The organism is Paraburkholderia sp. GAS333 (assembly GCF_050435665.1).
Lineage (GTDB): Bacteria > Pseudomonadota > Gammaproteobacteria > Burkholderiales > Burkholderiaceae > Paraburkholderia > Paraburkholderia fungorum_A.
Genome location: NZ_JBNDKS010000010.1, coordinates 136,413 through 157,980 on the forward strand (window position 1 = coordinate 136,413; position 21,568 = coordinate 157,980).

At 62.5% G+C, this 21,568-nt stretch carries 20 protein-coding genes; 6 read left to right on the forward strand and 14 right to left on the reverse strand.

From position 1 onward, the window contains the following. The first annotated feature begins 22 nt into the window (after positions 1–22). Positions 23–646, forward strand: a complete 624-nt coding sequence (locus ABH945_RS33245) for an HAD family hydrolase (RefSeq protein WP_429253442.1) — start codon at positions 23–25, stop codon at positions 644–646. 70 nt (positions 647–716) lie between these two features. On the opposite strand, the gene ABH945_RS33250 is transcribed toward ABH945_RS33245, so the two are convergent. The 8 genes from ABH945_RS33250 to ychF form a co-directional block, all read right to left on the reverse strand. Further along, positions 717–1,847 (reverse strand): DUF748 domain-containing protein, encoded by a 1,131-nt coding sequence (locus ABH945_RS33250; protein WP_429253443.1) that lies wholly within the window; start codon positions 1,845–1,847, stop codon positions 717–719. Positions 1,848–2,146: 299 nt separating this feature from the next. Then, a complete protein-coding gene (ettA, locus tag ABH945_RS33255; RefSeq protein WP_429253444.1) occupies positions 2,147–3,811 on the reverse strand; it encodes an energy-dependent translational throttle protein EttA in 1,665 nt (554 codons plus the stop codon). Positions 3,812–4,079: 268 nt separating this feature from the next. Further along, the gene (locus ABH945_RS33260) at positions 4,080–4,391 is read right to left on the reverse strand and encodes a DUF3761 domain-containing protein (protein WP_429253445.1); all 312 of its coding nucleotides are present in this window, start codon (positions 4,389–4,391) and stop codon (positions 4,080–4,082) included. A gap of 56 nt (positions 4,392–4,447) precedes the next feature. Further along, the gene (locus ABH945_RS33265; RefSeq protein ID WP_429253446.1) at positions 4,448–5,536 is read right to left on the reverse strand and encodes a sn-glycerol-3-phosphate import ATP-binding protein UgpC; all 1,089 of its coding nucleotides are present in this window, start codon (positions 5,534–5,536) and stop codon (positions 4,448–4,450) included. Positions 5,537–5,600: 64 nt separating this feature from the next. Continuing rightward, a complete protein-coding gene (gene ugpE, locus ABH945_RS33270; RefSeq protein ID WP_429253447.1) occupies positions 5,601–6,446 on the reverse strand; it encodes a sn-glycerol-3-phosphate ABC transporter permease UgpE in 846 nt (281 codons plus the stop codon). Continuing rightward, positions 6,443–7,327, reverse strand: coding sequence for a sn-glycerol-3-phosphate ABC transporter permease UgpA (ugpA, locus tag ABH945_RS33275; protein ID WP_074765972.1), 885 nt, complete (start codon positions 7,325–7,327; stop codon positions 6,443–6,445). Before ugpA ends, ugpE begins: the two co-directional genes overlap by 4 nt. 89 nt (positions 7,328–7,416) lie before the next feature. Then, positions 7,417–8,742 carry a sn-glycerol-3-phosphate ABC transporter substrate-binding protein UgpB gene (gene ugpB, locus ABH945_RS33280; protein WP_429253448.1) on the reverse strand — a complete coding sequence of 442 codons (1,326 nt, stop codon included), beginning with the start codon at positions 8,740–8,742 and terminating at the stop codon, positions 7,417–7,419. Between the two features lie 237 nt (positions 8,743–8,979). Further along, complete coding sequence (gene ychF / locus ABH945_RS33285; RefSeq protein WP_046567635.1) at positions 8,980–10,074, reverse strand: redox-regulated ATPase YchF; 1,095 nt, start codon at positions 10,072–10,074, stop codon at positions 8,980–8,982. Positions 10,075–10,452: 378 nt separating this feature from the next. Here ychF and ABH945_RS33290 point away from each other — a divergent pair, with 378 nt between their 5' ends. The 5 genes from ABH945_RS33290 to ABH945_RS33310 all read left to right on the forward strand — a co-directional run bounded on the left by ABH945_RS33290 (position 10,453) and on the right by ABH945_RS33310 (position 15,618). After that, entirely contained in the window at positions 10,453–10,815 is a 363-nt protein-coding gene (locus ABH945_RS33290) for a hypothetical protein (RefSeq protein ID WP_074765968.1), read from the forward strand. 131 nt (positions 10,816–10,946) lie between these two features. Continuing rightward, positions 10,947–12,119, forward strand: coding sequence for a UbiH/UbiF family hydroxylase (locus ABH945_RS33295; protein ID WP_429253449.1), 1,173 nt, complete (start codon positions 10,947–10,949; stop codon positions 12,117–12,119). Between the two features lie 120 nt (positions 12,120–12,239). After that, on the forward strand, positions 12,240–12,965 hold the full coding sequence (locus ABH945_RS33300) for a DsbC family protein (RefSeq protein WP_074765964.1): 726 nt from the start codon (positions 12,240–12,242) through the stop codon (positions 12,963–12,965). Between the two features lie 111 nt (positions 12,966–13,076). Beyond that, positions 13,077–14,867, forward strand: coding sequence for a M61 family metallopeptidase (locus ABH945_RS33305; protein ID WP_429253450.1), 1,791 nt, complete (start codon positions 13,077–13,079; stop codon positions 14,865–14,867). A gap of 154 nt (positions 14,868–15,021) precedes the next feature. Next, complete coding sequence (locus ABH945_RS33310) at positions 15,022–15,618, forward strand: FMN-dependent NADH-azoreductase (protein WP_429253451.1); 597 nt, start codon at positions 15,022–15,024, stop codon at positions 15,616–15,618. A 141-nt stretch (positions 15,619–15,759) separates the two neighbouring features. Here the strand turns inward: ABH945_RS33310 and ABH945_RS33315 are convergent, their stop codons facing one another. Genes ABH945_RS33315 through trpE form a run of 6 tightly spaced genes read right to left on the reverse strand, consistent with a single transcriptional unit; the run spans position 15,760 to position 21,281 of the window. Next, on the reverse strand, positions 15,760–16,599 hold the full coding sequence (locus ABH945_RS33315; protein WP_429253452.1) for a uracil-DNA glycosylase: 840 nt from the start codon (positions 16,597–16,599) through the stop codon (positions 15,760–15,762). Between the two features lie 33 nt (positions 16,600–16,632). Further along, a complete protein-coding gene (locus ABH945_RS33320; RefSeq protein WP_429253453.1) occupies positions 16,633–17,259 on the reverse strand; it encodes a CYTH domain-containing protein in 627 nt (208 codons plus the stop codon). A 38-nt stretch (positions 17,260–17,297) separates the two neighbouring features. After that, complete coding sequence (trpC, locus tag ABH945_RS33325) at positions 17,298–18,083, reverse strand: indole-3-glycerol phosphate synthase TrpC (RefSeq protein WP_429253454.1); 786 nt, start codon at positions 18,081–18,083, stop codon at positions 17,298–17,300. Positions 18,084–18,113: 30 nt separating this feature from the next. Then, positions 18,114–19,145 carry an anthranilate phosphoribosyltransferase gene (gene trpD, locus ABH945_RS33330; RefSeq protein ID WP_074766585.1) on the reverse strand — a complete coding sequence of 344 codons (1,032 nt, stop codon included), beginning with the start codon at positions 19,143–19,145 and terminating at the stop codon, positions 18,114–18,116. Positions 19,146–19,162: 17 nt separating this feature from the next. Continuing rightward, positions 19,163–19,774: an aminodeoxychorismate/anthranilate synthase component II gene (locus ABH945_RS33335; RefSeq protein ID WP_074765951.1), complete on the reverse strand. Its 612-nt coding sequence runs from the start codon at positions 19,772–19,774 to the stop codon at positions 19,163–19,165. 13 nt (positions 19,775–19,787) lie between these two features. Continuing rightward, positions 19,788–21,281, reverse strand: a complete 1,494-nt coding sequence (trpE, locus tag ABH945_RS33340; RefSeq protein WP_074765949.1) for an anthranilate synthase component I — start codon at positions 21,279–21,281, stop codon at positions 19,788–19,790. Between the last annotated feature and the right edge of the window lie 287 nt (positions 21,282–21,568).

The window sequence follows — 21,568 nt, forward strand, 5'->3', positions numbered from 1 at the left end:
CAACTGACTTTACGGAGAGCGCATGGCCATTAAGGCAGTCGTGTTCGATTTCGGCGGCGTGCTGATCGACTGGAGTCCCGAGTATCTGTACCGCGAGCTGATTCCCGACGAAACGGAGCGCCGCTGGTTTCTCACTCACGTCTGCTCGATGGACTGGGTGATCCGCCAGGACGGCGGTCAGCCGATTGTCGAAGCCACCGACGAGCTGATCGCGAAGTTTCCCGATCACGAACCCTTGATCCGCGCTTTCTATGAACGCTGGCATGAGATGGTGGCGGGCGTGCTGGAAGAGGGCGTCGCGATCATGGAAAAGCTCGAGGCCGCCGATGTGCCGCTGTTCGGGCTGACCAACTGGTCGGCCGAGACTTTTCCGTATGCGTGGGAGCACTACCCGGTGTTGCGGCGGTTTCGCGACATTGTCGTGTCGGGGCGGGTAAAGCTGGTGAAACCCGATCCGGCGATTTTCGCGGAGATGCGTCAGCGGATCGAGTTGCAGATGCCGGGCATCCAGTCCGCCGAACTGGTTTTCATCGACGACAATCTGAAGAACGCGCAAGCCGCGACCGCGCTTGGCTGGCACGGCGTGCATCACACGAATGCCGCGCAGACCGAAGCGAAGCTGCGGGAGCTGGGGCTGCCGGTTTGAGCGCGCAATTGACGTAAGAGGCGTCGGCCAGGCAATCTCACTGCCCGGCCGCCTCGACAACTGACAATCGTCACTGTCCCAGCAAATTTTTCAACGCGTTCCCCAAACCCTTCACCGTTTCGCCAGCGCCTTTCGCCACACCTTCCACGCTCACGCCCAACTCCTTCGCGAAGCCGGCGCCGAGTCGTTTCATGATGCCTTCGCGCACCGAGAATTTCGGATCGCGCAAATCTCCGTCCAGCACGAAATGCAGCGTGATGTCGCCGTTGTGCGACTTCAGGGCGGCAACGGCGGCTTTGGTCGGGATCGACATGAACGTGTCGAGCGGATTGTCGCTGTCGGCGAGTTGCAGGTTGTGGACCGTCACGCTGCCGGGCGCGTGCAACTGATAGTTGCGCACCGTCGACTCGACCGTCAGATCGACCGTGCCGCCGTTGATTTGCGCCTTGGCCCCGGCCTTTTTCAGCAGATACGGATCGAGCATCACGATATCGATGCCGCGCAGTTTGCTGGTGGTCTGCGAATCCTTGCTGGCGATCCTGATCCAGCCGCCGAACGACACCGTGCCCGTATGCGTCGGCCCTTTGATCGAGCCGCTGACGTCGACGGTGGTCTGCTCGGTGAGTTCAGGCAAATGGATATTGCCGACGGTCGCATTCGCATTGCTAACCGTCACCTTGAACGCGGGCGGCCCGACTGTCATGTCGTAGAAATGGAAGTTGCCCTGCTCGAAACGGATCTGGTCGATCTGCTTTTCGCGCGGAGTGGACGGTTCCGCGCCGCTGGCGCCGTTCGTTTCCTGATCCGATTTGTTGACCGATTCGCGCAGATTCGGCAGCAGATTCAGCGAGCCGTCTTTCGTGCGCAGCACGGCCATGTCGAAACCGCGCACCACCACGCTGCGGATGTGGATGCGCCGCGCGAGCAGATCGCGGATATCGGGGGTGAGGGTGATTTCGTCCGCCCGCAGCGGATCGCCGGCCGGCCAGCCGGACGGCGGTTTGAGAAGCACGTTCGTGAGATGAACCGAGGTCAGGCCGACGTCGATGTTCTCGGCGCTGCCGAGCGGGCCGAGGGCAGCGATCACGCGTTCCTTGACTTCCCGCTGTGCGAACTGGAGCGCGCCGAGCACCCCGACAACCAGCACCAGCAGGACGCCGCCCACGGCGATCAACCAGCGCTTGCCCTTCGACATCGCCATGTTTTCTCCTCGTCATCACGTTGTGCGTGGTGTGGCTCTGGCCGGTTTTGCGGCGTTTTAGTTCTCGCGGAATACGGCGTTCCGCGAGCATCACGACATGTATCACGCGGTGGCACGCAATGCATGTGCCCTGGCACCCATTGCCGCCATTCCGTTGAGGCAAGCCGCAATGATGGCCCGATGAGTCCAATACAAAACGGGCCGTCTCTCACGGTCCATGTCGACCACCAGATTCAGCCCGCAAAACTACTTGAGCGAAGCGGCCCGCCCAAACTCGGGCAGGGCCGCCAGCCCTACAATCAACGCGCGATTGGCTTGTAACGCAGACGCTTCGGACGCGCAGCCTCTTCGCCGAGACGCGCGCGCTTGTCCGCTTCATATTCCTGGTAGTTGCCGTCGAAGAACGTCACTTGCGAATCGCCTTCGAACGCGAGGATGTGCGTCGCGATCCGGTCGAGGAACCAGCGATCGTGCGAAATCACCAGCACCGAGCCCGCGAATTCGAGCAGCGCGTCTTCGAGCGCGCGCAGCGTTTCGACGTCGAGGTCGTTCGACGGTTCGTCCAGCAGCAGTACGTTGCCGCCCGCGATCAGCGTCTTCGCGAGATGCAAACGGCCGCGCTCACCGCCCGACAGGTTACCGACGATCTTCTGCTGGTCGCCGCCCTTGAAGTTGAAGCGGCCGATGTATGCGCGCGACGGCGTTTCGTACTTGCCGACCGTCAGCACGTCCGCACCGCCGGAGATTTCTTCGAACACGGTCTTCGAGCCGTCCAGCGCGTCGCGGCTCTGGTCCACGTAAGCGAGCTTGACGGTCGGACCTTGCACGATCTCGCCCGAATCCGGCTGTTCACGGCCGGTCAGCATGCGGAACAGCGTCGATTTACCCGCGCCGTTCGGCCCGATAATGCCGACGATCGCGCCAGCCGGAATCTTGAAGCTGACGTCGTCGAGCAGCAGACGGTCGCCATACGACTTGCTGACGTTCTTGAACTCGATCACTTCATTGCCCAGACGGTCGCCGACCGGGATGAAGATTTCCTGCGTTTCGTTGCGCTTCTGGTAGTCCTGGCTGTTCAGTTCCTCGAAGCGGGCGATACGCGCCTTCGATTTCGCCTGACGGCCCTTCGGGTTCTGGCGCACCCACTCCAGTTCCTTCTTGATCGCCTTCTGACGCGCCGATTCCGACGACTCTTCCTGCTTCAGGCGCTCTTCCTTCTGATCGAGCCAGCTGCTGTAGTTGCCTTTCCACGGAATGCCGTGGCCGCGGTCGAGTTCGAGAATCCACTCGGCGGCGTTATCGAGGAAGTAGCGATCGTGGGTCACGGCGACGACCGTACCCGGGAAGCGGGTCAGAAACTGTTCGAGCCAGTCGACCGATTCCGCGTCCAGGTGGTTGGTCGGTTCGTCGAGCAGCAGCATGTCGGGCTTTTCGAGCAGCAGCTTGCACAGTGCGACGCGGCGCTTTTCGCCGCCCGACAGATGCTCGATCTTCGCGTCCCAGGCCGGCAGGCGCAGTGCGTCGGCGGCGATTTCGATCTGCTGTTCGGCGTTGCCGTCCGACGTCGCCAGAATCGCTTCGTACTTCGCCTGTTCGGCCGCGAGCGCGTCGAAGTCGGCGTCTTCCTCGGCGTAGGCGGCGTAGATTTCGTCGAGCTTCTTCTGCGCGTTGAACACGTCGCCGAGACCTTCCTCGACCGCTTCACGCACCGTCTGGTTCGGGTCGAGCTGCGGTTCCTGCGGCAGATAGCCGATGTTCAGGTTCGGCATCGGCGTGGCTTCGCCTTCGATGTCCTTGTCCACACCGGCCATGATGCGGATCAGCGTCGACTTGCCCGAGCCGTTCAGGCCGAGCAGGCCGATCTTCGCGCCGGGGAAAAACGACAGCGAGATGTCTTTCAGGATTTGACGCTTGGGCGGCACGATTTTGCCGACCCGGTTCATGGTAAAGACGTATTGGGCCATTTGCTTGCAATAGACGTTGACGACGCCGGCCGCGCGGGGGCGGGCAGTCGTGGGGTGGATGGGTAATCGGTATTAGCGGTGCTCAAGCCAGGCGGAGTGCCTGGCGCCGGCCGGCGCGGTATCGAGCGCGGCGTCGGACTCAGCGACGCCCCGCGCGCGGGCGGGTGGTTCAGCTGGCATTGTACTTCGGGGTGAGGGTGGGGCGGCAGGGGCTTCGGTTTTGTGGCGGGCTTCGGGGTTTCGAAGCTCAAAGCTCAAAGCTCAAAGCTCAAAGCCAGTCCGCGACGCCGCCGTGCCGGGAGCATGTACCGCTGCGGTGTCGGCTGAAGCTGTAGGTGCCGTCGCGACAGCGCGCGGTTGCACCTTCCGGCGCTTTGCCGGACAGCGAGCGGGCCGGCGCGTGGACGGTGTTCCCGTCGCGGTTGGTGTATGTGTTGTGATTGCTGAGGTCGGCTTCGCCGGAATCCGAGCCGGGGGCCGGCGCGGCGTACGCAAACGCGGCCCCGGACGACACGCCGAATAGCATCGCCAAAGCAGCGGCGCAGCAGAAGCGGACGGTTTTGGCGGCGATATTTTTCATTGTTATGGATGACGTTGTTGTTCTGATTTTTTCTGGCTTACGCGCTTAGCGAAACCTCAATTCGCCCGCCGTCCCGTCGACGGATCGAAGAAATGCAGATGCGCTGCGGGCAGTGCTACCTGCAACGCGTCGCCCGTTTTAGGCCGATGCGCATGCGGCAATCTCACTGTCACATCGTGCTTGCCCCAGCGGCCATGCGCGAGGTTGTCCGCGCCGAGCAGCTCGCACGAATCGACGGTGAGGGTCGCGTGGGCCACGTTCGCCTGACCCGGACTCATGTGTTCGGGACGGATGCCGAGCGTCCATTCGCGGCCTCGGGCGACTTCGTTGCCGATCGCGGCCGCACCCGTCAGCGGAAGTTTCGGACCGTTGCCGGCGACATCGAATGTCGCGCCGTCGTCCGATACGCGGCCTTCCAGCAGATTCATTCCAGGTGAGCCGATAAAGCTCGCGACAAACACCGTGGCCGGCCGCTCGTAGACGTCGGTCGGTGCGCCGATCTGTTCCGCGTGACCCTTGTTCATCACGATCACGCGTTGCGCCAGTGTCATCGCTTCGATCTGATCGTGCGTGACGTACAGGCTCGTCGTCGCGAGCCGCGCATGCAGGCGCTGGATTTCGAGGCGCATCTGCACGCGCAGACGCGCGTCGAGATTCGACAACGGTTCGTCGAACAGAAACACCGCCGGCTCGCGGACGATCGCGCGGCCCATCGCCACGCGCTGCCGTTGTCCGCCGGACAGCTCGCGCGGCTTGCGCTGCAACAGCGCTTCGAGTTCGAGAATCTGCGCGGCGTTCTGCACGCGCTTCGCGATCTGCGCTTTTTCGACGCCGGCGATTTTCAGCGCGTAGCCCATGTTCTCAGCCACGCTCATATGCGGATAAAGCGCGTAGTTCTGGAACACCATCGCAATGTTGCGGTCCTTCGGCTCCAGCTCGTTGACCACCTTTCCGGCGATGGAAATGCTGCCTTCGGAGATGCGTTCGAGTCCCGCGACCATCCGCAGCAATGTGGATTTGCCGCATCCGGACGGCCCGACCATCACGACGAATTCGCCGTCGGCGACGTCCACGTCGATGCCGTGCAGCACGAACTGTTTGCCGTCGTAGGTTTTCTTAACGCGTTGCAGAGTCAGTGCAGCCATGCGGTTTTAGCCTTTGTTTGCTTGGTTCCCGGCTCGGTGCGCATCACGAGCCCGTCGCCGCCAGTCACTTTTCCGAATCCACCAGCCCGCGCATGAACCAGCGCTGCATCGTCAACACGACCGCGAGCGGCGGCAGCATCGCGAGCAAGGTCGCGGTCATCACCAGATGCCATTCAGTCGCCGTGTCGCCGGAAGCGATCATGCTGCGGATGCCGACCACGGCCGTCATCAGCGACTGCTGGCTCGTGATCAGGATCGGCCACAAATATTGATTCCAGCCGTAAATGAACGTGATCACGAACAGCGCGGCCATGTTCGTTTTCGACAGCGGCAGCACCACGTCCCAGAAAAAGCGCATCGCCCCCGCGCCGTCGATGCGCGCCGCTTCCATCAATTCGTCCGGCAGCGTCATGAAGAACTGGCGGAACAGAAATGTCGCGGTGGCCGACGCGATCAGCGGCAGCGTCAAACCGCTGTACGTGTTGCTCAGATGCATCGACGAAACGACTTGAACGGTCGGGAAAATCCGCACTTCGACCGGCAGCATCAGCGTGACGAAGATCAGCCAGAACGCGAGATTGCGGAACGGAAAACGGAAGTAGACGATTGCGTACGCGGAGATCATCGAGACCGCGATCTTGCCGATCGAGATCACCAGCGCCATCACGAGGCTGTTGAGCAGCATGCGGCCGAACGGCGCCGCCGCGTTGCCGCTGCCGTGCGTCCACACGGTCGCGATGTTCTCGAACAGATGCGTGCCCGGCACCAGCGACAGCGGCACGCTGAACACCTCGTGCTCGCTCATCGTGGCCGCGCAGAACGCCACGTACACGGGAAACACCACCAGCACGACGCCGACAAGCAGCACCGCGTGGCAGAAGAGGTCGAAGCCGCGCCGGTTCTCGATCATGAGTATTGAACCCTGCGTTCGATAAAGCGGAATTGCACGACTGTCAGCGCGACGACGATCACCATCAACACCACCGACTGCGCGCCTGAACTGCCGATGTCGAGTCCCTGGAAGCCTTCGGCGAAGATCTTGTAGATCAGCGTGCGGGTTGCCTGAGCGGGGCCGCCGCTGGTAGCTGCATCGATGACGGGGAACGTATCGAAAAACGCATACGTGATGTTGATGACGAGCAGGAAGAAACTTGTCGGCGAAAGCAGCGGCAAAGCGATACCGAAGAATCTGCGCACCGGACCCGCGCCGTCGATTGCAGCCGCTTCGATCAGCGAACGCGGAATGGCCTGCAAACCGGCGTAGAAGAACAGGAAGTTATAGCTGACCTGTTTCCAGACCGACGCGAGCACCACCAGGAACATCGCCTGACCTGCATTCAGCGCGTGATTCCACACGATCCCGTATTTCGCCAGCGTATAGGTGACCAGGCCGATGCTCGGATTGAACAGGAACGACCACAGCACGGCGGCAATCGCGGGCGCGACTGCGTAAGGCCAGATCAGCAGCGTCTGATAGATGCGCGCGCCGCGCGTCACGCGATCGGCGCATACCGCGAGCAGCAGCGAGATGGCCAGTCCCGACACGGTCACGAGCGTGCAGAAGATCAGCGTCGTATAGAACGACGACAGATAAAGCGGATCGGCGAAGAGTTGCCTGAAGTTGGCCAGCCCGACAAACTCGCTCGACGTGCCGAATGCGTCCTGCGTTTGCGTGGACTGCCAGAGCGCCTCGCCTGCGGGCCACAAGAAAAACAGCAGCGTGATCGCGAGTTGCGGCGCGACGAGCAGGTAGGGCAGCAGGCTGGTGCCGAAGCTGGAGCGCTTTTCCATTTTTGTTGGGAACTCCCAGGGAATGCAGCGACCTTGATCGGGGCGCGGCGCAGATGAGTGCGCCGCGCCTCGTGCAGGCGAGCGCCTGGCTAGTTACCCGCTTTTTCGAAGCGGCGCAGCAAGTCGTCACCGCGTGCCACGGCCGAGTCGAGCGCCTGTTGCGGCGTCTTCTTCTGCGCCCACACCTGTTCGAGCTCCTCGTCGATGACCGTGCGAATCTGCGGCATGTTACCCAGACGCAGACCCTTCGTGTACGGCAGCGGCGGCTTGTTGAGCATCTGACGGATGGCGGTGTCGCTGCCGGGGTTCTTGTCGTAGAAGCCCTGTTGCCGGGTCATGTCGTACGCGGCGGTGGTGACCGGCAGATAGCCCGTGTCCTGGTGCCACTTCGCGGCCACCGGCGCCGACGACAGATACGCGAGGAATTTCGCCACGCCTTTATAGACGGCAGGGTCCTTGCCCGACAGCACCCACAAACTCGCCCCGCCGATAATCGCGTTCTGCGGCGCACCCTTCACGCTTGCGTCGTACGGCATCATGCCGGTGCCGAAACTGAACTTCGCAAACTTCCTGATCGTGGCAAGCGAACCCGACGAGTTCGTGATGATCCCGCAATCGCCGCTATAGAACTTCGAGACCGGTTCGTCCTTGCGGCCGACGTAGGTGAACGTGCCTTCCTTCGCCATGTTCTGCAGGAACTGGATGTGCGCGACCTGTAGCGGCTTGTTGAATTCGAGTTGCGCGTCGAGGCCGTCGAACCCATTGTTCTTCGACGCGAACGGCGCGGCGTGCCATGCGCTGTAGTTCTCCAGTTGAATCCAGCTTTGCCAGCCCGACGAATAACCGCACGACATACCCGACGCCTTCAGCTTCTGCGCGTCGACCTGTAACTCGGCCCAGGTTTTGGGCGGCTGGTTCGGATCGAGCCCGGCCTTTTTGAACGCATCCTTGTTGTAGTAGAGCACCGGCGTCGAGCTATTGAACGGCATCGAGATCAGCTCGCCGGTTTTCGAGTCGCTGTAATAGCTGGCGATGGTCGGCACGAAGGCCTTCTGATCTAGCGGCACGCCTGCCTGTTTGAACACTTCGGTGACCGGAATGACGGCTTTCTTCGCCTGCATCATCGTGGCGGTGCCGACTTCGTAGACCTGCAGAATGGCCGGCGCGTTGCCGCTGCGATAAGCGGCGATACCTGCGGCGAGAGTCTGGTCGTACGTGCCTTTGAAGACCGGGACGATCTTGTAGTCACTCTGCGATGCGTTGAACGCGTTGGCAATGTCGTTCAGACGTTCGCCCAACGCGGCTTCCATGCCGTGCCAGAACTGGATTTCGGTCGCGGCATGAGCCGCCTGGCTGATGCCGAAGCTCAACACGGCAGCGACGGAAAGCGAACGGAACAGCGGCTTGCAACTCATCGTTGTGTCTCCTGATCGGAACGGGCGCGAATGCGGATCGCGCGATTCTATTTATGCTCGATGACAGTACGACGGCGGTCATCGGAAGCCGCAATGTAGCATCGGCTATCAGGAAACGGAAATCTTCCGGAATGCGCGGGCGCTGCGCCGAAAATGAAAAAAGCCCGCTATAAAAGCGGGCTTTCTGAACGCACAATTTGCTGCGACGACCCGTTGGCCGTCGCGCAATCACGCGGCTTAGACGTTGAACAGGAAGTTCATCACGTCGCCGTCGTGAACGACGTATTCCTTGCCTTCCGCGCGCATCTTGCCCGCTTCCTTCGCGCCTTGTTCACCCTTGTAGGTGATGAAGTCGTTGAACGCGATGGTCTGCGCGCGAATGAAGCCGCGCTCGAAGTCGGTGTGAATCGCGCCGGCCGCCTGCGGTGCCGTGTCGCCGATATGGATCGTCCATGCGCGCACTTCCTTCACGCCTGCAGTGAAGTAGGTTTGCAGGCCCAGCAGCTTGAAGCCCGCGCGGATCACGCGGTTCAAGCCCGGCTCTTCCATGCCCATGTCGGCGAGGAACACTTCCATGTCGGCTTCGTCGAGGTCGGCGATTTCGGCTTCGATCGCCGCGCACACGGCCACGACCGGCGCGCCTTCGGCGGCTGCGAATTTCGTCACGGCGTCGAGGTGCGGGTTGTTTTCGAAACCGTCGTCCTTGACGTTCGCCACGTACATGGTCGGCTTCGCGGTGATCAGGCAGAACGGCTTGAGCGTGGCTTTTTCTTCATCCGACAGATCGAGCGCGCGTACCGGCTTGGCCTGGTCGAGTTGCGCGCGGACCTTTTCCAGCACGGCGGCGTTCTTCGCGGCTTCCTTGTCGTTGCCCGACTTGGCGGCCTTCGAGTAGCGCGTCAAAGCCTTTTCGACGGTGGCGAGGTCGGCCAGCGCGAGTTCGGTGTTGATGACTTCGATGTCCGACAGCGGATCGACCTTGTTCGCGACGTGAATCACGTTGTCGTCTTCGAAGCAGCGCACCACGTGCGTGATCGCATCCGTTTCACGGATGTTCGCGAGGAACTGGTTGCCGAGCCCTTCGCCCTTGCTCGCGCCCGCCACCAGACCGGCGATGTCGACGAATTCCACCACGGCCGGCAGGATGCGCTCCGGCTTGACGATTTCGGCGAGCGCCTTCAGACGCGCGTCCGGCACTTCGACGATGCCGACATTCGGCTCGATCGTGCAGAACGGATAGTTTTCGGCGGCGATGCCCGCCTTGGTCAGCGCATTGAACAGGGTGGACTTGCCGACGTTAGGCAGGCCGACGATGCCGCATTTGAGGCTCATGGAAATCCTTCGATGAATCAGTAAGTTGCGTGATGTGCTCGACGCTGTGTGCGGGATTCGAAAAGCCTTCGCGGTGGCGTGGCGGCGGCAAACGCAGCGGAGCGGGACAAGTCACCGAATCGGGGCGTTGGCTCAACGATTGAGTGCGAGTTTTGTCACGGAAAGCGCAATTGTAACCCGTTCGGATCGGCTGGCCGGTGCCCGGCGAGGAACTCGCGCGCATTGCGCCCGAATGGGCGCGAACCGGCGGCGGGGCGCAGCGCCGGCAAGGCCGCCCGGATCGTCGCCGGAACCTTATTGCATCCTTCTGACGATTTCGTGCGACCCCTGTAGAATCGCCGAACCGGGGCCGCCAGAGCCCTTTACAGGGGGCGCAGCGTGAAAATCATCGGATGGGTGGGGGTTGGTTTGGCCGTCGTGATAGTCGCCAGCGCGGCCGCGACGTGGCTGTCGACGGGCTTCGACGAGGCCCAGGCGAATTCGGACCGGCAAACGGTCGATTGCCTGACAGGCCGTCTGACGAAAGAAGATCGGGCGACCATCGCCCAATCCGCCGACAGGAACGATCTCGACACGCTGTGGCATGTCTACGACCGCTATTTCCCTGACTGCGCCGTGCGGGGCGATCAGCGCGATCGCAAAACCGAACTCGAAGCGAGCGCCTGGCGCACCTTGCAAGCCGATCCCGATTTCGCGAGGCTGCGCGAATCGAATGCAGCGATGGCAGCGGGCTCGCATTAGCGGCCGTTGCGGGACCTCGCCGCAAGTCCCGCATTTAAAGGCTCCGTTGCACGCCCACACGCCATTTGCGAACGCGCAAATGGCGTGTGGGTCGATCCGTCCCTCGCACCCCCCGCAGCTATAATGCGCGGATGAACGCACATCACCAGACCTTTGATGCCGCCGTGATCGGCGGCGGGCTCGTCGGCAAGACCGCGGCGCTGGCGCTCACGCAAGGCGGACTGCGCGTGGCGCTGCTCGCGCAAGCTTGCGCACCGTTGCCCGCCGGCGCGTCTTTCGATTCGCGGGTCTACGCGTTGTCGTCGAGTTCGCAGGCGTTGCTCGAACGCTTGCGGGTCTGGCAGGCGCTCGATCTGCCACGGCTCGGCCCGGTCTACGACATGCGCGTCTACGGCGACGCGCACGCCGAACTGCATTTTTCCGCCTTTCAGGCTTCAGTGCCGCAACTCGCGTGGATCGTCGAGTCGTCGGTAATCGAACGCGCGCTCGACGCCGCGCTGCGCTTTCAGCCGAATCTCACCTGGATCGACACCCGCGCTCAGGCGCTCGAATTCACGCCGGAAAGCGCGAGCGTCGGCCTCGCCAACGGCAGCGTGATCGAAGCTGATCTGCTGGTCGGCGCGGACGGCGCCCATTCGTGGGTGCGCGCGCAAATCGGCTCGAAGATGGATCGGCGCGACTATAAGCAAACCGGCGTGGTCGCCAATTTCAAGGCGAGCAGGCCGCACGGCGAAACCGCCTACCAATGGTTCAAGGACGGCGAGATCATCGCGTTGCTGCCTATGCCGGACGGCCATCTGTCGCTGGTCTGGTCGGCGCGTACCGGGCACGCCGAGCAACTGCTCGCGCTCGATCCCGCGCAGCTTGCCGCCGAGGTGGAACGCGTGACCGGCGAGCAGTTCGGCGCGCTCGAATGCGTGACGCCCGCGCAAGGTTTCCCGCTCGCGTTGCAAACGGTGGACAGGCTGGTCGCGCCGCGTGTCGCGCTGGTCGGCGATGCCGCGCATCTGATTCATCCGCTGGCGGGGCAAGGCATGAACCTCGGTTTGCGCGATGTCGCCGCGCTTGCCGAAACGGTCGCGGGCAAGGAGTCGTTCCGCGATCTCGGCGACACGGTGCTGCTGCGCCGCTACGAACGCGCGCGCCGCGAAGACATTCGCGCGCTGATGGTCGCCACCGACGGTCTGCAAAAACTCTTCTCCGTCCCCGGACCGTTTGCGAAGGTTCTGCGCAACACGGGCATGGCCTTCGTCGGCGCGCAGCCGTTCATCAAGCGCTGGCTGGTGTCGGCTGCGTTGGGATAAACCAGAGGCGCGTCAGTCGCGGCTGGCGACACAGGTATCATGAACGGATCGACGCCGTTCCGGTCAGATCGGAAACGTCTGAAAACGCGTAATTCACGCGATTGAACTCAGGAATTCAGCATGAAAAAGACCTTCCGCATGGTAGCCGCCGCGCTGGCGATCGCTGCCGTCACGCTGGGCTGCTCCGCCCAGGCCGACCAGGCCACCGACAAGCTCAAAGCCACGCTGCAAACGCGTTTGTCTGACGTGACGATCAAGAGCATCACGAAGTCGCCGATTGCCGGATTGTATGAAGTGAACCTCGGCACGCAAATCGTCTATAGCGACGCCAACGGCGATTACCTGCTGCTCGGCGACATGGTCGACGCGAAGACCCGCAAGAATCTGACCGAAGCGCGTCTGTCGGAAACCAACCGCATCGACTTCGCGAGCCTGCCGTTCGCGAATGCGGTGAAAGTAGTGAAGGGCAACGGCGCGCGCAAGATCGCCGTGTTCTCCGATCCGAACTGCCCGTATTGCAAGCAGCTCGAAACGTCGCTGAAATCGCTCGATAACGTGACGGTCTACACGTTCCTGTACCCGGTTCTGTCGCCGGATTCGACCGCCAAGTCGAAGTCGATCTGGTGCTCGACGGATCGCGCGAAGGCGTGGGAATCGTGGATGCAGGACCATCAGGCGCCGACCGCCGCCGGCACGTGCGATACCGCCGCGATCGACAAAAACCTGGCGCTCGGCCACGCGATGAACGTCGACGGCACGCCGACCGTGTTCCTCGCCGATGGCCGCCGTCTGCCGGGCGCGGTGCCGGCCGACCGTCTGGACAAGGAAATGTCCGCGGTGCATTGAGCACGCGGTACATAGTGAAGGACAAGGAGGCGCGCAGGGCGCCTCCTTTCGCATCAAGCCTCCGAATCTCCCCGCCTCAAGTCAATCTCTCAACATCCAATTCCGCCGCCGATGAAGCCGATCCGCTACACCATCGTTCCGAAGCAACCCGCCGCCCATCTGTTCGAAGTCACCGTGACAGTCGCCGATCCCGATCCGGCCGGTCAGCGTTTCATGCTGCCGGTGTGGATTCCGGGCAGCTACATGGTGCGCGAGTTCGCGCGCAACATCGTCACGCTGCGCGCGACCAACGAAGCGGGCCGCAAGGTGCGCGTCGAAAAGACCGATAAGCACACGTGGCAGGCCGCGCCGGTCAAAGGCGCGCTGACGTTGCGCTACGAGGTGTATGCGTGGGATATGTCGGTGCGTGCCGCGCATCTCGACGATACGACCGGCTTTTTCAACGGCACGAGCGTGTTTCTGTCGCCGCTCGGTCATGAAGAGGCGCAGTGCGTCGTAGATATTCAGAAGCCGGAAGGTGCGGCGTATCGCGGCTGGCGCGTGGCGACCGCATTGCCGGAAGCGCGCGGCACGAAGCGCTACGGCTTCGGCGAATATCGCGCGCAGAACTATGACGAACTGATCGACCATCCGGTGACGCTCGGCGAATTCGCTCTGGCGACGTTCAGCGCGCATGGTGTGCCGCACGATATCGTGATCGCCGGACGGGTGGTCGGACTGGATCTGGCGCGCTTGTCCGCCGACCTGAAGCGTATTTGCGAAGCGCAAATTGCGCTGTTCGAACCGAAGACGAAGAAAGCGCCGGTCGACCGCTATGTGTTCATGACGCAAGCCGTGACCGATGGGTACGGCGGGCTGGAGCATCGCGCATCCACCGCGCTGATCTGCAATCGCGGCGACCTGCCGGTGCAGGGCCGCGACGCCGCCAGCGAAGGCTACCGGACTTACCTCGGCCTGTGCAGCCACGAATACTTCCACACGTGGAACGTGAAGCGCATCAAGCCCGCCGTGTTCGCGCCATACGACCTGAGCGTCGAAAACTATACGTCGCTGCTGTGGCTGTTCGAAGGCTTCACGTCTTATTACGACGACCTGATCCTCGTGCGTAGCGGCCTGATCTCGCAGGACGACTATTTCGGCCTGCTCGGCAAGGTGGTGGGCGGCGTGCAGCGCGGCAGCGGCCGTCTGAAGCAGACCGTCGCCGAAAGCTCGTTCGACGCGTGGGTCAAATACTATCGGCAGGATGAAAACGCGCCGAACGCGATCGTCAGCTATTACACGAAAGGCTCGCTGGTCGCGCTCGCATTCGATCTGACGATTCGCGCGCAAACCAACAACCGCAAATCGCTCGATGACGTGATGCGTCTGCTGTGGCAGCGCTTCGGCCGCGACTTCTACCGTGGCAAGCCGGTCGGCGTCGAAGAAAGCGAGATCGAGGCGCTGTTCGCCGAAGCAACCGGCGCGGAGCTCGGCGAACTGTTCGCCGAAGGCGTGCACGGCACGCGCGATCTGCCGCTCGACACATTGCTCGCGCCGCTCGGCGTTTCGCTGACGCCTGAGTTCGACAAGAGCGGCAAGCCGACGCTCGGCGCGCGTCTGCGCGGCGGCGCGGATTGCACGCTGGCCGCTGTCCACGAAGGCAGCGCCGCACAAAAAGCCGGACTATCGGCGGGCGACGTGCTGATCGCACTCGACGGCCTGCGCGTGACCGGCTCGAATCTTGACGGGCTGCTGTCGCGTTATCAGCCGGGTGCGAAAGTGGAGATTCACGCGTTCCGCCGCGACGAGCTGCGTACCGCACAAGTCAAGCTGGACGGGCCTGAAGTACAGCGCTACAAGCTCGCCGTCAGCGACAAACGGGCGGCGGCGCGCAAGGCTCGCGACGCGTGGCTGGCAAGCTGACCGTCATTCCGGCCGCTATTCATTAGCGGCGACGGCGGCGGATTGTCCTACCAGTGCAACAATCCGTCGCCGCCGGATGGCTTTTTCCCGGATCGGTAAAAAAACACAATGGCTCCACTCGCGCAACACTGCGCGCCCCACTCTGGAGTCAACCATGACCACGATCCTGCAAATCAACTCGGCAGCCCGCTCGCAAGGCGCGAACTCGACGCTGCTCGTCAACGAGCTGACCGCAAAGCTGCAACAATCGAATCCGGGCGCGCAAGTCGTCGTCCGCAATCTGCAAGCTGAGCCGCTGCCGCATCTGGACGACGCCGTGCTCGGCGCGTTCTTCACGCCGGCAGACCAGCGCACGGCCGAACAGGCTGCGATCGCTGCCCGCAGCGAAGCGCTGATCGCCGAACTGCAAGCCGCCGACATCGTCGTGATCGGCGCACCGATGTACAACTTCGGCATCTCGTCGCAACTGAAGACGTACTTCGACTTCATCGCGCGTGCCGGCATCACGTTCCAGTACACGGCGAACGGCCCGGAAGGTCTCGTGAAGGGCAAGAAGGTCTACGTCGTGTCGGCACGCGGTGGCAAGTATCTCGGCACGCCGAACGACAGCCAGACGCCGTATCTGAAGAGCTTCCTCGGCTTCCTCGGCATGACCGATGTGAACTTCATCTACGCTGAAGGCCTGAACATGGGCCCGGACGCTGCTGGCGCCGCTCTGGCTGCCGCGCGTGAAGCGATCGCCGCCGCGTAAGTTCTGAGTCGCTCTCCGGCGCTTCGATGCGGCGGATGGCGCTCGATTTGCGGTTGAATGAAAAAACGCCACGAATGTGAATTCGTGGCGTTTTGTTTTGGCGGCGCGATGGATGCCGGACTGGGTTTCGCGCAGGTGCCGTTACGCGAGCATTTGCGCTTCGTCGGGCAGACGCCAGTCGATTGGCTGACGGCCATGCTCGACGAGATAGTCGTTAGCCTTCACAAAATGCCCGCAGCCGAGAAAGCCTCGGTGCGCCGACAGCGGCGACGGATGCGGCGCCTCCAGCACGTAATGCGATTTCCCGCCGAGCAGCGCGCGCTTGGCCTGCGCATGCGCGCCCCACAGCATGAACACGAGGCCGTCGTGACGCATCGCCAGTTCGTGGATCAGCGTGTCCGTGCATTTTTCCCAGCCGCGTTTCGCGTGACTCGCCGCGCTATCGCGTTCGACGGTCAGCACCGTGTTCAGCAGCAGCACGCCCTGTTTGGCCCACGTGTCGAGACAGCCGTGGCGCGGCGTTTCGTGGCCGAGACTCGCGGCGATTTCCTTGAAGATGTTGCGCAGCGACGGCGGCGTGCGCACGTTCGGCGCAACGGAAAACGCGAGTCCGTGCGCTTGCGGCGTGCCGCGATCTTCGCCGTGATACGGGTCCTGGCCGAGGATCACCACTTTCACTTCGTCGGGGCTGGTCAGGCGCAGCGCGCGGAAAACATCGGCGGGATAAACGGTTTTGCCGGCCGCGCGCTCACCGTCGACGAAACGGCACAGCGGCGCGTACGCATCGCTGTCGATGAACGGCTTCAGATGCGCGCGCCAAGCGGGCGGCAGCGCGGCGAATTGGGCTTCGAGCGTGGGCGGCGGCGAACCATCGGCCACAGGCGACTGCGGTTGCGCGTCTGAATTGGCCGGCGCGACGGAGGCGTCGTCGAACAAGGAAGCTTGCGACGAACTGGAGCGGGTACGGGAGGCGGAGGTCATGGCGGGGGAGTGTCGCAGCAAACGCGGTCCGGCTCAACCGGCCCGCAACTGATACCCGCGCTGCGCCTTGCTGACGTTGTCGGGCGCGAGGCCGGTTATTTGTTTGCCGAGTTCCGCTGCGAGCGAGTGGAGTGCGGCTTCGTCGCCGGACTTCAGTTCCAGTTCGACTTCCGAAATCGGCGCGCGACGGTTTTCGCCGTTCACTTCGGCAAGGACGTCGCCCTGGTCGATCGCGGCTTCGATTTCCGAGCCGTCGAATTCGACATGCCACAGCGTCCGCGTGAAATTCGTGCGGAACAATTCGATCAACGCGGGGGCCGCCTGACGCAACGCGTCAGCGGCAGCGGGTTCGTCGCATTCGCGCAGCAACGCGTCGATCTCCAGCTTTTGACCGGCGACCGGCATTTCCCATTCGTGCCGGCTATGCAAACCGTCTTTCGCCTGACCCACGGTTTTGAAAGTTTGTAACCAGCCGTCCGGCGTCTGACGCAGACGCAGCGCGCTTTTCGAGCTCGCCAGCGTGAGCTGCGGCGTGTCGAAGTAAATGTTCACCAGCTTGACCGGCTGCCCATCGACTTTTGTCCGCGCGACGAACCATTGCGCTGCCGATTGCACCTGCTCAACCGGCAATGCCAGTTTGATTTCGCGTTCCATGCCCATGTACTGCTCCGCTGCGTTCGCTGTTCGCTAAACCGTGATCAGAAAAACATCCGCGCAAGTTCCACGCCCGGCTCGTCCGCGCGCATGAACGCCTCGCCGACGAGGAACGTGTGCACGTTCATCGCACGCAAACGCTCGACATCGGCGCGCGCCAGAATGCCCGATTCCGTGACGACGATCCGGTCGTCGGGAATCGATTCGAGCATGCCGATGGTCGTGTCGATCGACGTTTCGAACGTGCGCAGATTACGGTTGTTGATGCCGATCAGCGGCGTTTTGAGCGTGAGCGCTTCCTGCAGTTCGCGGCTGTCGTGCACTTCGACCAGCACGGCCAGGCCCAGCGAATGAGCAAGCGCTTCGAGGTCCTGCATCTGCGAGGTTTCGAGCGCGGCGGCGATCAGCAGGATCGCGTCGGCGCCCATCGCGCGGGCTTCGACGATCTGATACGGATCGACGATAAAGTCCTTGCGCAGCACCGGCAGATTGCAAGCCGCGCGCGCTTCCTGCAGATACGCGACGCTGCCCTGGAAGAATTGCACGTCGGTCAGCACGGACAGACAGGCTGCGCCGTGCTTCTCGTACGAACGCGCGATCTCGGCCGGCACGAAGTTTTCGCGCAACACACCTTTCGACGGGCTTGCCTTCTTCACTTCGGAAATCACCGCGGCCAGGCCGGCGGCGTGTTTGGCGCGCAATGCGCCGACGAAATCGCGGATATCGCGCGACGACGCTTCGAGGCGCAGTTCTTCAAGCGGCGCGCTCTGTTCGGCCGCGCGAACTTCTTCGCGTTTGACCGCGATGATGCGGTCGAGGATGTCGCTCATAATGGTCTCGCTACGTTGATGACTGGTGGATCACTTCTTGAATTGCTGGCTGAAGCGGACCAACTCGTCGACTTTCGCGCGAGCCTTGCCGCTCGCGATCGCTTCGCGCGCCAACTGGATGCCGTCCGCAATCGACGACGCCACGTTCGCCGAATACAGCGCCGTGCCCGCGTTCAGCGTGACGATTTCGCGCGCGACGCCCGGTTTGTTGTCGAGCGCGTCGAGCAGCATCGCTTTCGATTCGCTCGCGTCGGCCACTTTCAGCGAACGGTTCGACACCATCTGCATGCCGAAATCTTCCGGGTGAATCTCGTACTCGAAAATCTCGCCGTCGCGCAATTCGCCGACCTGCGTAGCCGCGCCGAGCGACACCTCATCCATGCCGTCCATGCCGTACACCACCAGCACGTGCTTCGCGCCGAGGCGCTGCATCACGCGAACCTGAATGCCGACGAGGTCGCCGTGGAACACGCCCATCAACTGGTTCGGCGCGCCAGCCGGGTTGGTCAGCGGGCCGAGAATGTTGAAGATGGTCCGCACGCCGAGTTCGCGGCGCACCGGTGCGATGTTTTTCATCGCGGGGTGATGGTTCGGCGCGAACATGAAGCCCATGCCGGTTTCCGCAATCGACGCCGCCACCTGGTCCGGTTGCAGGTCGATATTCACGCCGAGTTCTTCGAGCACGTCGGCGCTGCCCGACTTGCTCGACACGCTGCGCCCGCCGTGCTTCGCGACTTTCGCGCCAGCCGCGGCCGTGACAAACATCGTCGCCGTGGAAATGTTGAAGGTATGCGCGCCGTCGCCACCGGTGCCGACGATATCGACGAAATTCGAGTTGTCCTGCACCTCGACGTGGCGCGCGAATTCTCGCATGACCGTGGCCGCGGCCGTGATCTCGCCGATCGTCTCTTTCTTCACGCGCAAACCGGTGATGATCGCCGCCGACATCACGGGCGAAAGCTCGCCGCGCATGAGGAGCCGCATCAGATGCAGCATTTCGTCGTGGAAAATCTCGCGGTGTTCGATGGTCCGTTGCAGCGCTTCCTGGGGCGTAATCGACATGATTTCGTCTCTCTTCATCAAGCGTTGCGGTTCGATTGAGCCGCCATCTGGCTGCTCGCGAGCTTCGACTGTTTGACGAAATTTTCGAGCAACGCGTGGCCGTGTTCGGACAGGATCGATTCCGGGTGGAACTGCACGCCTTCAACCGCCAGTTCCTTGTGACGCACGCCCATGATCTCGCCATCTTCGGTCCACGCGGACACTTCGAGACAATCGGGCAGCGATTCACGTTCGATCGCGAGCGAGTGATAGCGGGTCACGACGAAATGCTTCGGCAGATCGGCGAACACGCCCTTGCAGTCGGTTTCGATCGTGCTGACCTTGCCGTGCATGATGGTCTGCGCGCGCACCACGCGTCCGCCGAATGCTTCGCCGATCGCCTGATGGCCGAGGCACACGCCGAGAATCGGCGTCTTGCCGGCGAATTCGCGCAGCACGTCGAGGGTAATGCCCGCGTGTTGCGGGTTGCTCGGACCGGGCGACAGGCAGATGCGCTCGGGGTTGAGCTTCGCGATGTCGTCCAGCGTGATTTCGTCGTTCCGGTAGGTGCGGACGTCTTCGCCGAGTTCGCCGAAGTATTGCACCAGGTTGTAGGTGAACGAGTCGTAATTGTCGATCATGAGCAGCATGGTGTATCTCCGGTCAGAAGTCGCTATCGAGGCCGTCTTGAACCTGTTCGGCGGCGCGCAACACGGCGCGTGCCTTGTTCTCGGTCTCTTGCCATTCGGATTCGGGCACCGAATCCGCGACTACGCCAGCAGCCGCCTGCACATACAGATTGCCGTTCGCGATCACGCCGGTGCGGATCGTGATGGCGAGATCCATTTCGCCAGTGAACGACAGGTAGCCGACTGCTCCGCCGTACAGACCGCGCTTCACCGGTTCCAGTTCGTCGATCAGTTCCATCGCGCGAACCTTCGGCGCGCCGGACAGCGTGCCGGCGGGGAAGGTCGCGCGCAGCACGTCGAAATTGGTGGTGCCGGGCTTCAGCTTGCCTTCGACCGAACTCACGATGTGCTGAACATGCGAGTACTTCTCGATCACCATCTTGTCGGTCACGACCACCGAACCGATTTGCGCGATACGGCCCACGTCGTTGCGCGCAAGGTCGATCAGCATTACGTGTTCGGCGATTTCCTTCGGGTCGTTCAGCAGTTCGGTCGCGAGTTCCGCGTCACGTTCCGGCGTATTGCCGCGCGGACGCGTGCCTGCCAGCGGCCGGATCGTGACGATACGATCCTCACCGCGCTTTTCCTGACGCACCAGAATTTCCGGCGACGCCCCGACCACATGGAAATCGCCGAAATTGTAGAAATACATATACGGCGACGGATTCAGCGAGCGCAGCGCGCGATACAGCGACAGCGGATTGTCGCGATACGGCTTGGTCAGACGCTGGCCGACCTGAACCTGCATCAGTTCGCCGGCTGCGATGTATTCCTTCGCCTTGCGCACGGCTGCCAGATAGTCGTCTTTGGCGAATTCGCGGTAAGTTTCGGTGCGCACGCTGGCCGACGTGACCGGCGGCTGCACGGTCGTCCGCAAGCGCTGACGCAATTCACGCAGACGCTGTTTGGCCTTCGCGTACGCCTCGGGCTGCGCCGGATCGGCGTAGACCACCAAATAAAGTTTGCCCGCGAGGTTGTCGATCACCGCGACTTCTTCGGTGAGCAGCAACTGGATGTCCGGCAGGTTCAGATCGTCTTTCGGCGCGCTGTTCGCGAGCTTTTTCTCGATATAACGCACTGCGTCGTAGCCGAAATATCCGGCGAGACCGCCTGCGAATCGCGGCAAACCCGGGCGCTGCGCCACTTTGAAGCGCCCCTGGAATTGCTGGATGAACTCGAGCGGATCGCCCTCGTGCGTTTCGACGACCTTGCCGTCGCGCACCACTTCCGACACGCCGTTGCGGGTGCGCAGCAACGTGCGCGCCGGCAGTCCGATAAACGAGTAGCGGCCGAAACGTTCGCCACCCACCACCGATTCCAGCAGAAACGAGTTCGCGCCGTTGCGCTCGGTTTGCGCCAGCTTCAGATACAGCGAAAGCGGCGTTTCGAGGTCGGCCAGCGCTTCGGCGATCAGCGGGATGCGGTTGAAACCCTCGTTGGCGAGGGACTGGAATTCGAGTTCGGTCATGTTCCGATCCTGTACGGTGGTCCGGCAGCAGGGTGCGTCGGACAAAGCGGGGCGTAGCGCAACCGGTCAGGGTGTTCGTGGACTACTCAACACGATGATGATACCGACCGGCGCGAGTTTCCCATCGACGCGTGCAAAGGGTTTCAGCGCACAGATGTACTTTGCGGGCACATGCAGGCCGAATCAACCGATGCAGCGAAACAAGATGATGGAAAAAACGCGTGAGCGCAGCGAAGTAAAAAACGGTTGCCGAAGACGAGCTTCAGCGTACCTCAGGCGAGGTTAGC

Excerpts from the sequence above, each read along its gene's own strand:
- ABH945_RS33245 (WP_429253442.1), top strand. The coding sequence starts at position 23 with ATGGCCATTAAGGCAGTCGTGTTCGATTTCGGCGGCGTGCTGATCGAC.
- ABH945_RS33250 (WP_429253443.1), bottom strand. The coding sequence starts at position 1,847 with ATGGCGATGTCGAAGGGCAAGCGCTGGTTGATCGCCGTGGGCGGCGTC.
- ettA (WP_429253444.1), bottom strand. The coding sequence starts at position 3,811 with ATGGCCCAATACGTCTTTACCATGAACCGGGTCGGCAAAATCGTGCCG.
- ABH945_RS33260 (WP_429253445.1), bottom strand. The coding sequence starts at position 4,391 with ATGAAAAATATCGCCGCCAAAACCGTCCGCTTCTGCTGCGCCGCTGCT.
- ABH945_RS33265 (WP_429253446.1), bottom strand. The coding sequence starts at position 5,536 with ATGGCTGCACTGACTCTGCAACGCGTTAAGAAAACCTACGACGGCAAA.
- ugpE (WP_429253447.1), bottom strand. The coding sequence starts at position 6,446 with ATGATCGAGAACCGGCGCGGCTTCGACCTCTTCTGCCACGCGGTGCTG.
- ugpA (WP_074765972.1), bottom strand. The coding sequence starts at position 7,327 with ATGGAAAAGCGCTCCAGCTTCGGCACCAGCCTGCTGCCCTACCTGCTC.
- ugpB (WP_429253448.1), bottom strand. The coding sequence starts at position 8,742 with ATGAGTTGCAAGCCGCTGTTCCGTTCGCTTTCCGTCGCTGCCGTGTTG.
- ychF (WP_046567635.1), bottom strand. The coding sequence starts at position 10,074 with ATGAGCCTCAAATGCGGCATCGTCGGCCTGCCTAACGTCGGCAAGTCC.
- ABH945_RS33295 (WP_429253449.1), top strand. The coding sequence starts at position 10,947 with ATGAACGCACATCACCAGACCTTTGATGCCGCCGTGATCGGCGGCGGG.
- ABH945_RS33300 (WP_074765964.1), top strand. The coding sequence starts at position 12,240 with ATGAAAAAGACCTTCCGCATGGTAGCCGCCGCGCTGGCGATCGCTGCC.
- ABH945_RS33305 (WP_429253450.1), top strand. The coding sequence starts at position 13,077 with ATGAAGCCGATCCGCTACACCATCGTTCCGAAGCAACCCGCCGCCCAT.
- ABH945_RS33310 (WP_429253451.1), top strand. The coding sequence starts at position 15,022 with ATGACCACGATCCTGCAAATCAACTCGGCAGCCCGCTCGCAAGGCGCG.
- ABH945_RS33315 (WP_429253452.1), bottom strand. The coding sequence starts at position 16,599 with ATGACCTCCGCCTCCCGTACCCGCTCCAGTTCGTCGCAAGCTTCCTTG.
- ABH945_RS33320 (WP_429253453.1), bottom strand. The coding sequence starts at position 17,259 with ATGGGCATGGAACGCGAAATCAAACTGGCATTGCCGGTTGAGCAGGTG.
- trpC (WP_429253454.1), bottom strand. The coding sequence starts at position 18,083 with ATGAGCGACATCCTCGACCGCATCATCGCGGTCAAACGCGAAGAAGTT.
- trpD (WP_074766585.1), bottom strand. The coding sequence starts at position 19,145 with ATGTCGATTACGCCCCAGGAAGCGCTGCAACGGACCATCGAACACCGC.
- ABH945_RS33335 (WP_074765951.1), bottom strand. The coding sequence starts at position 19,774 with ATGCTGCTCATGATCGACAATTACGACTCGTTCACCTACAACCTGGTG.
- trpE (WP_074765949.1), bottom strand. The coding sequence starts at position 21,281 with ATGACCGAACTCGAATTCCAGTCCCTCGCCAACGAGGGTTTCAACCGC.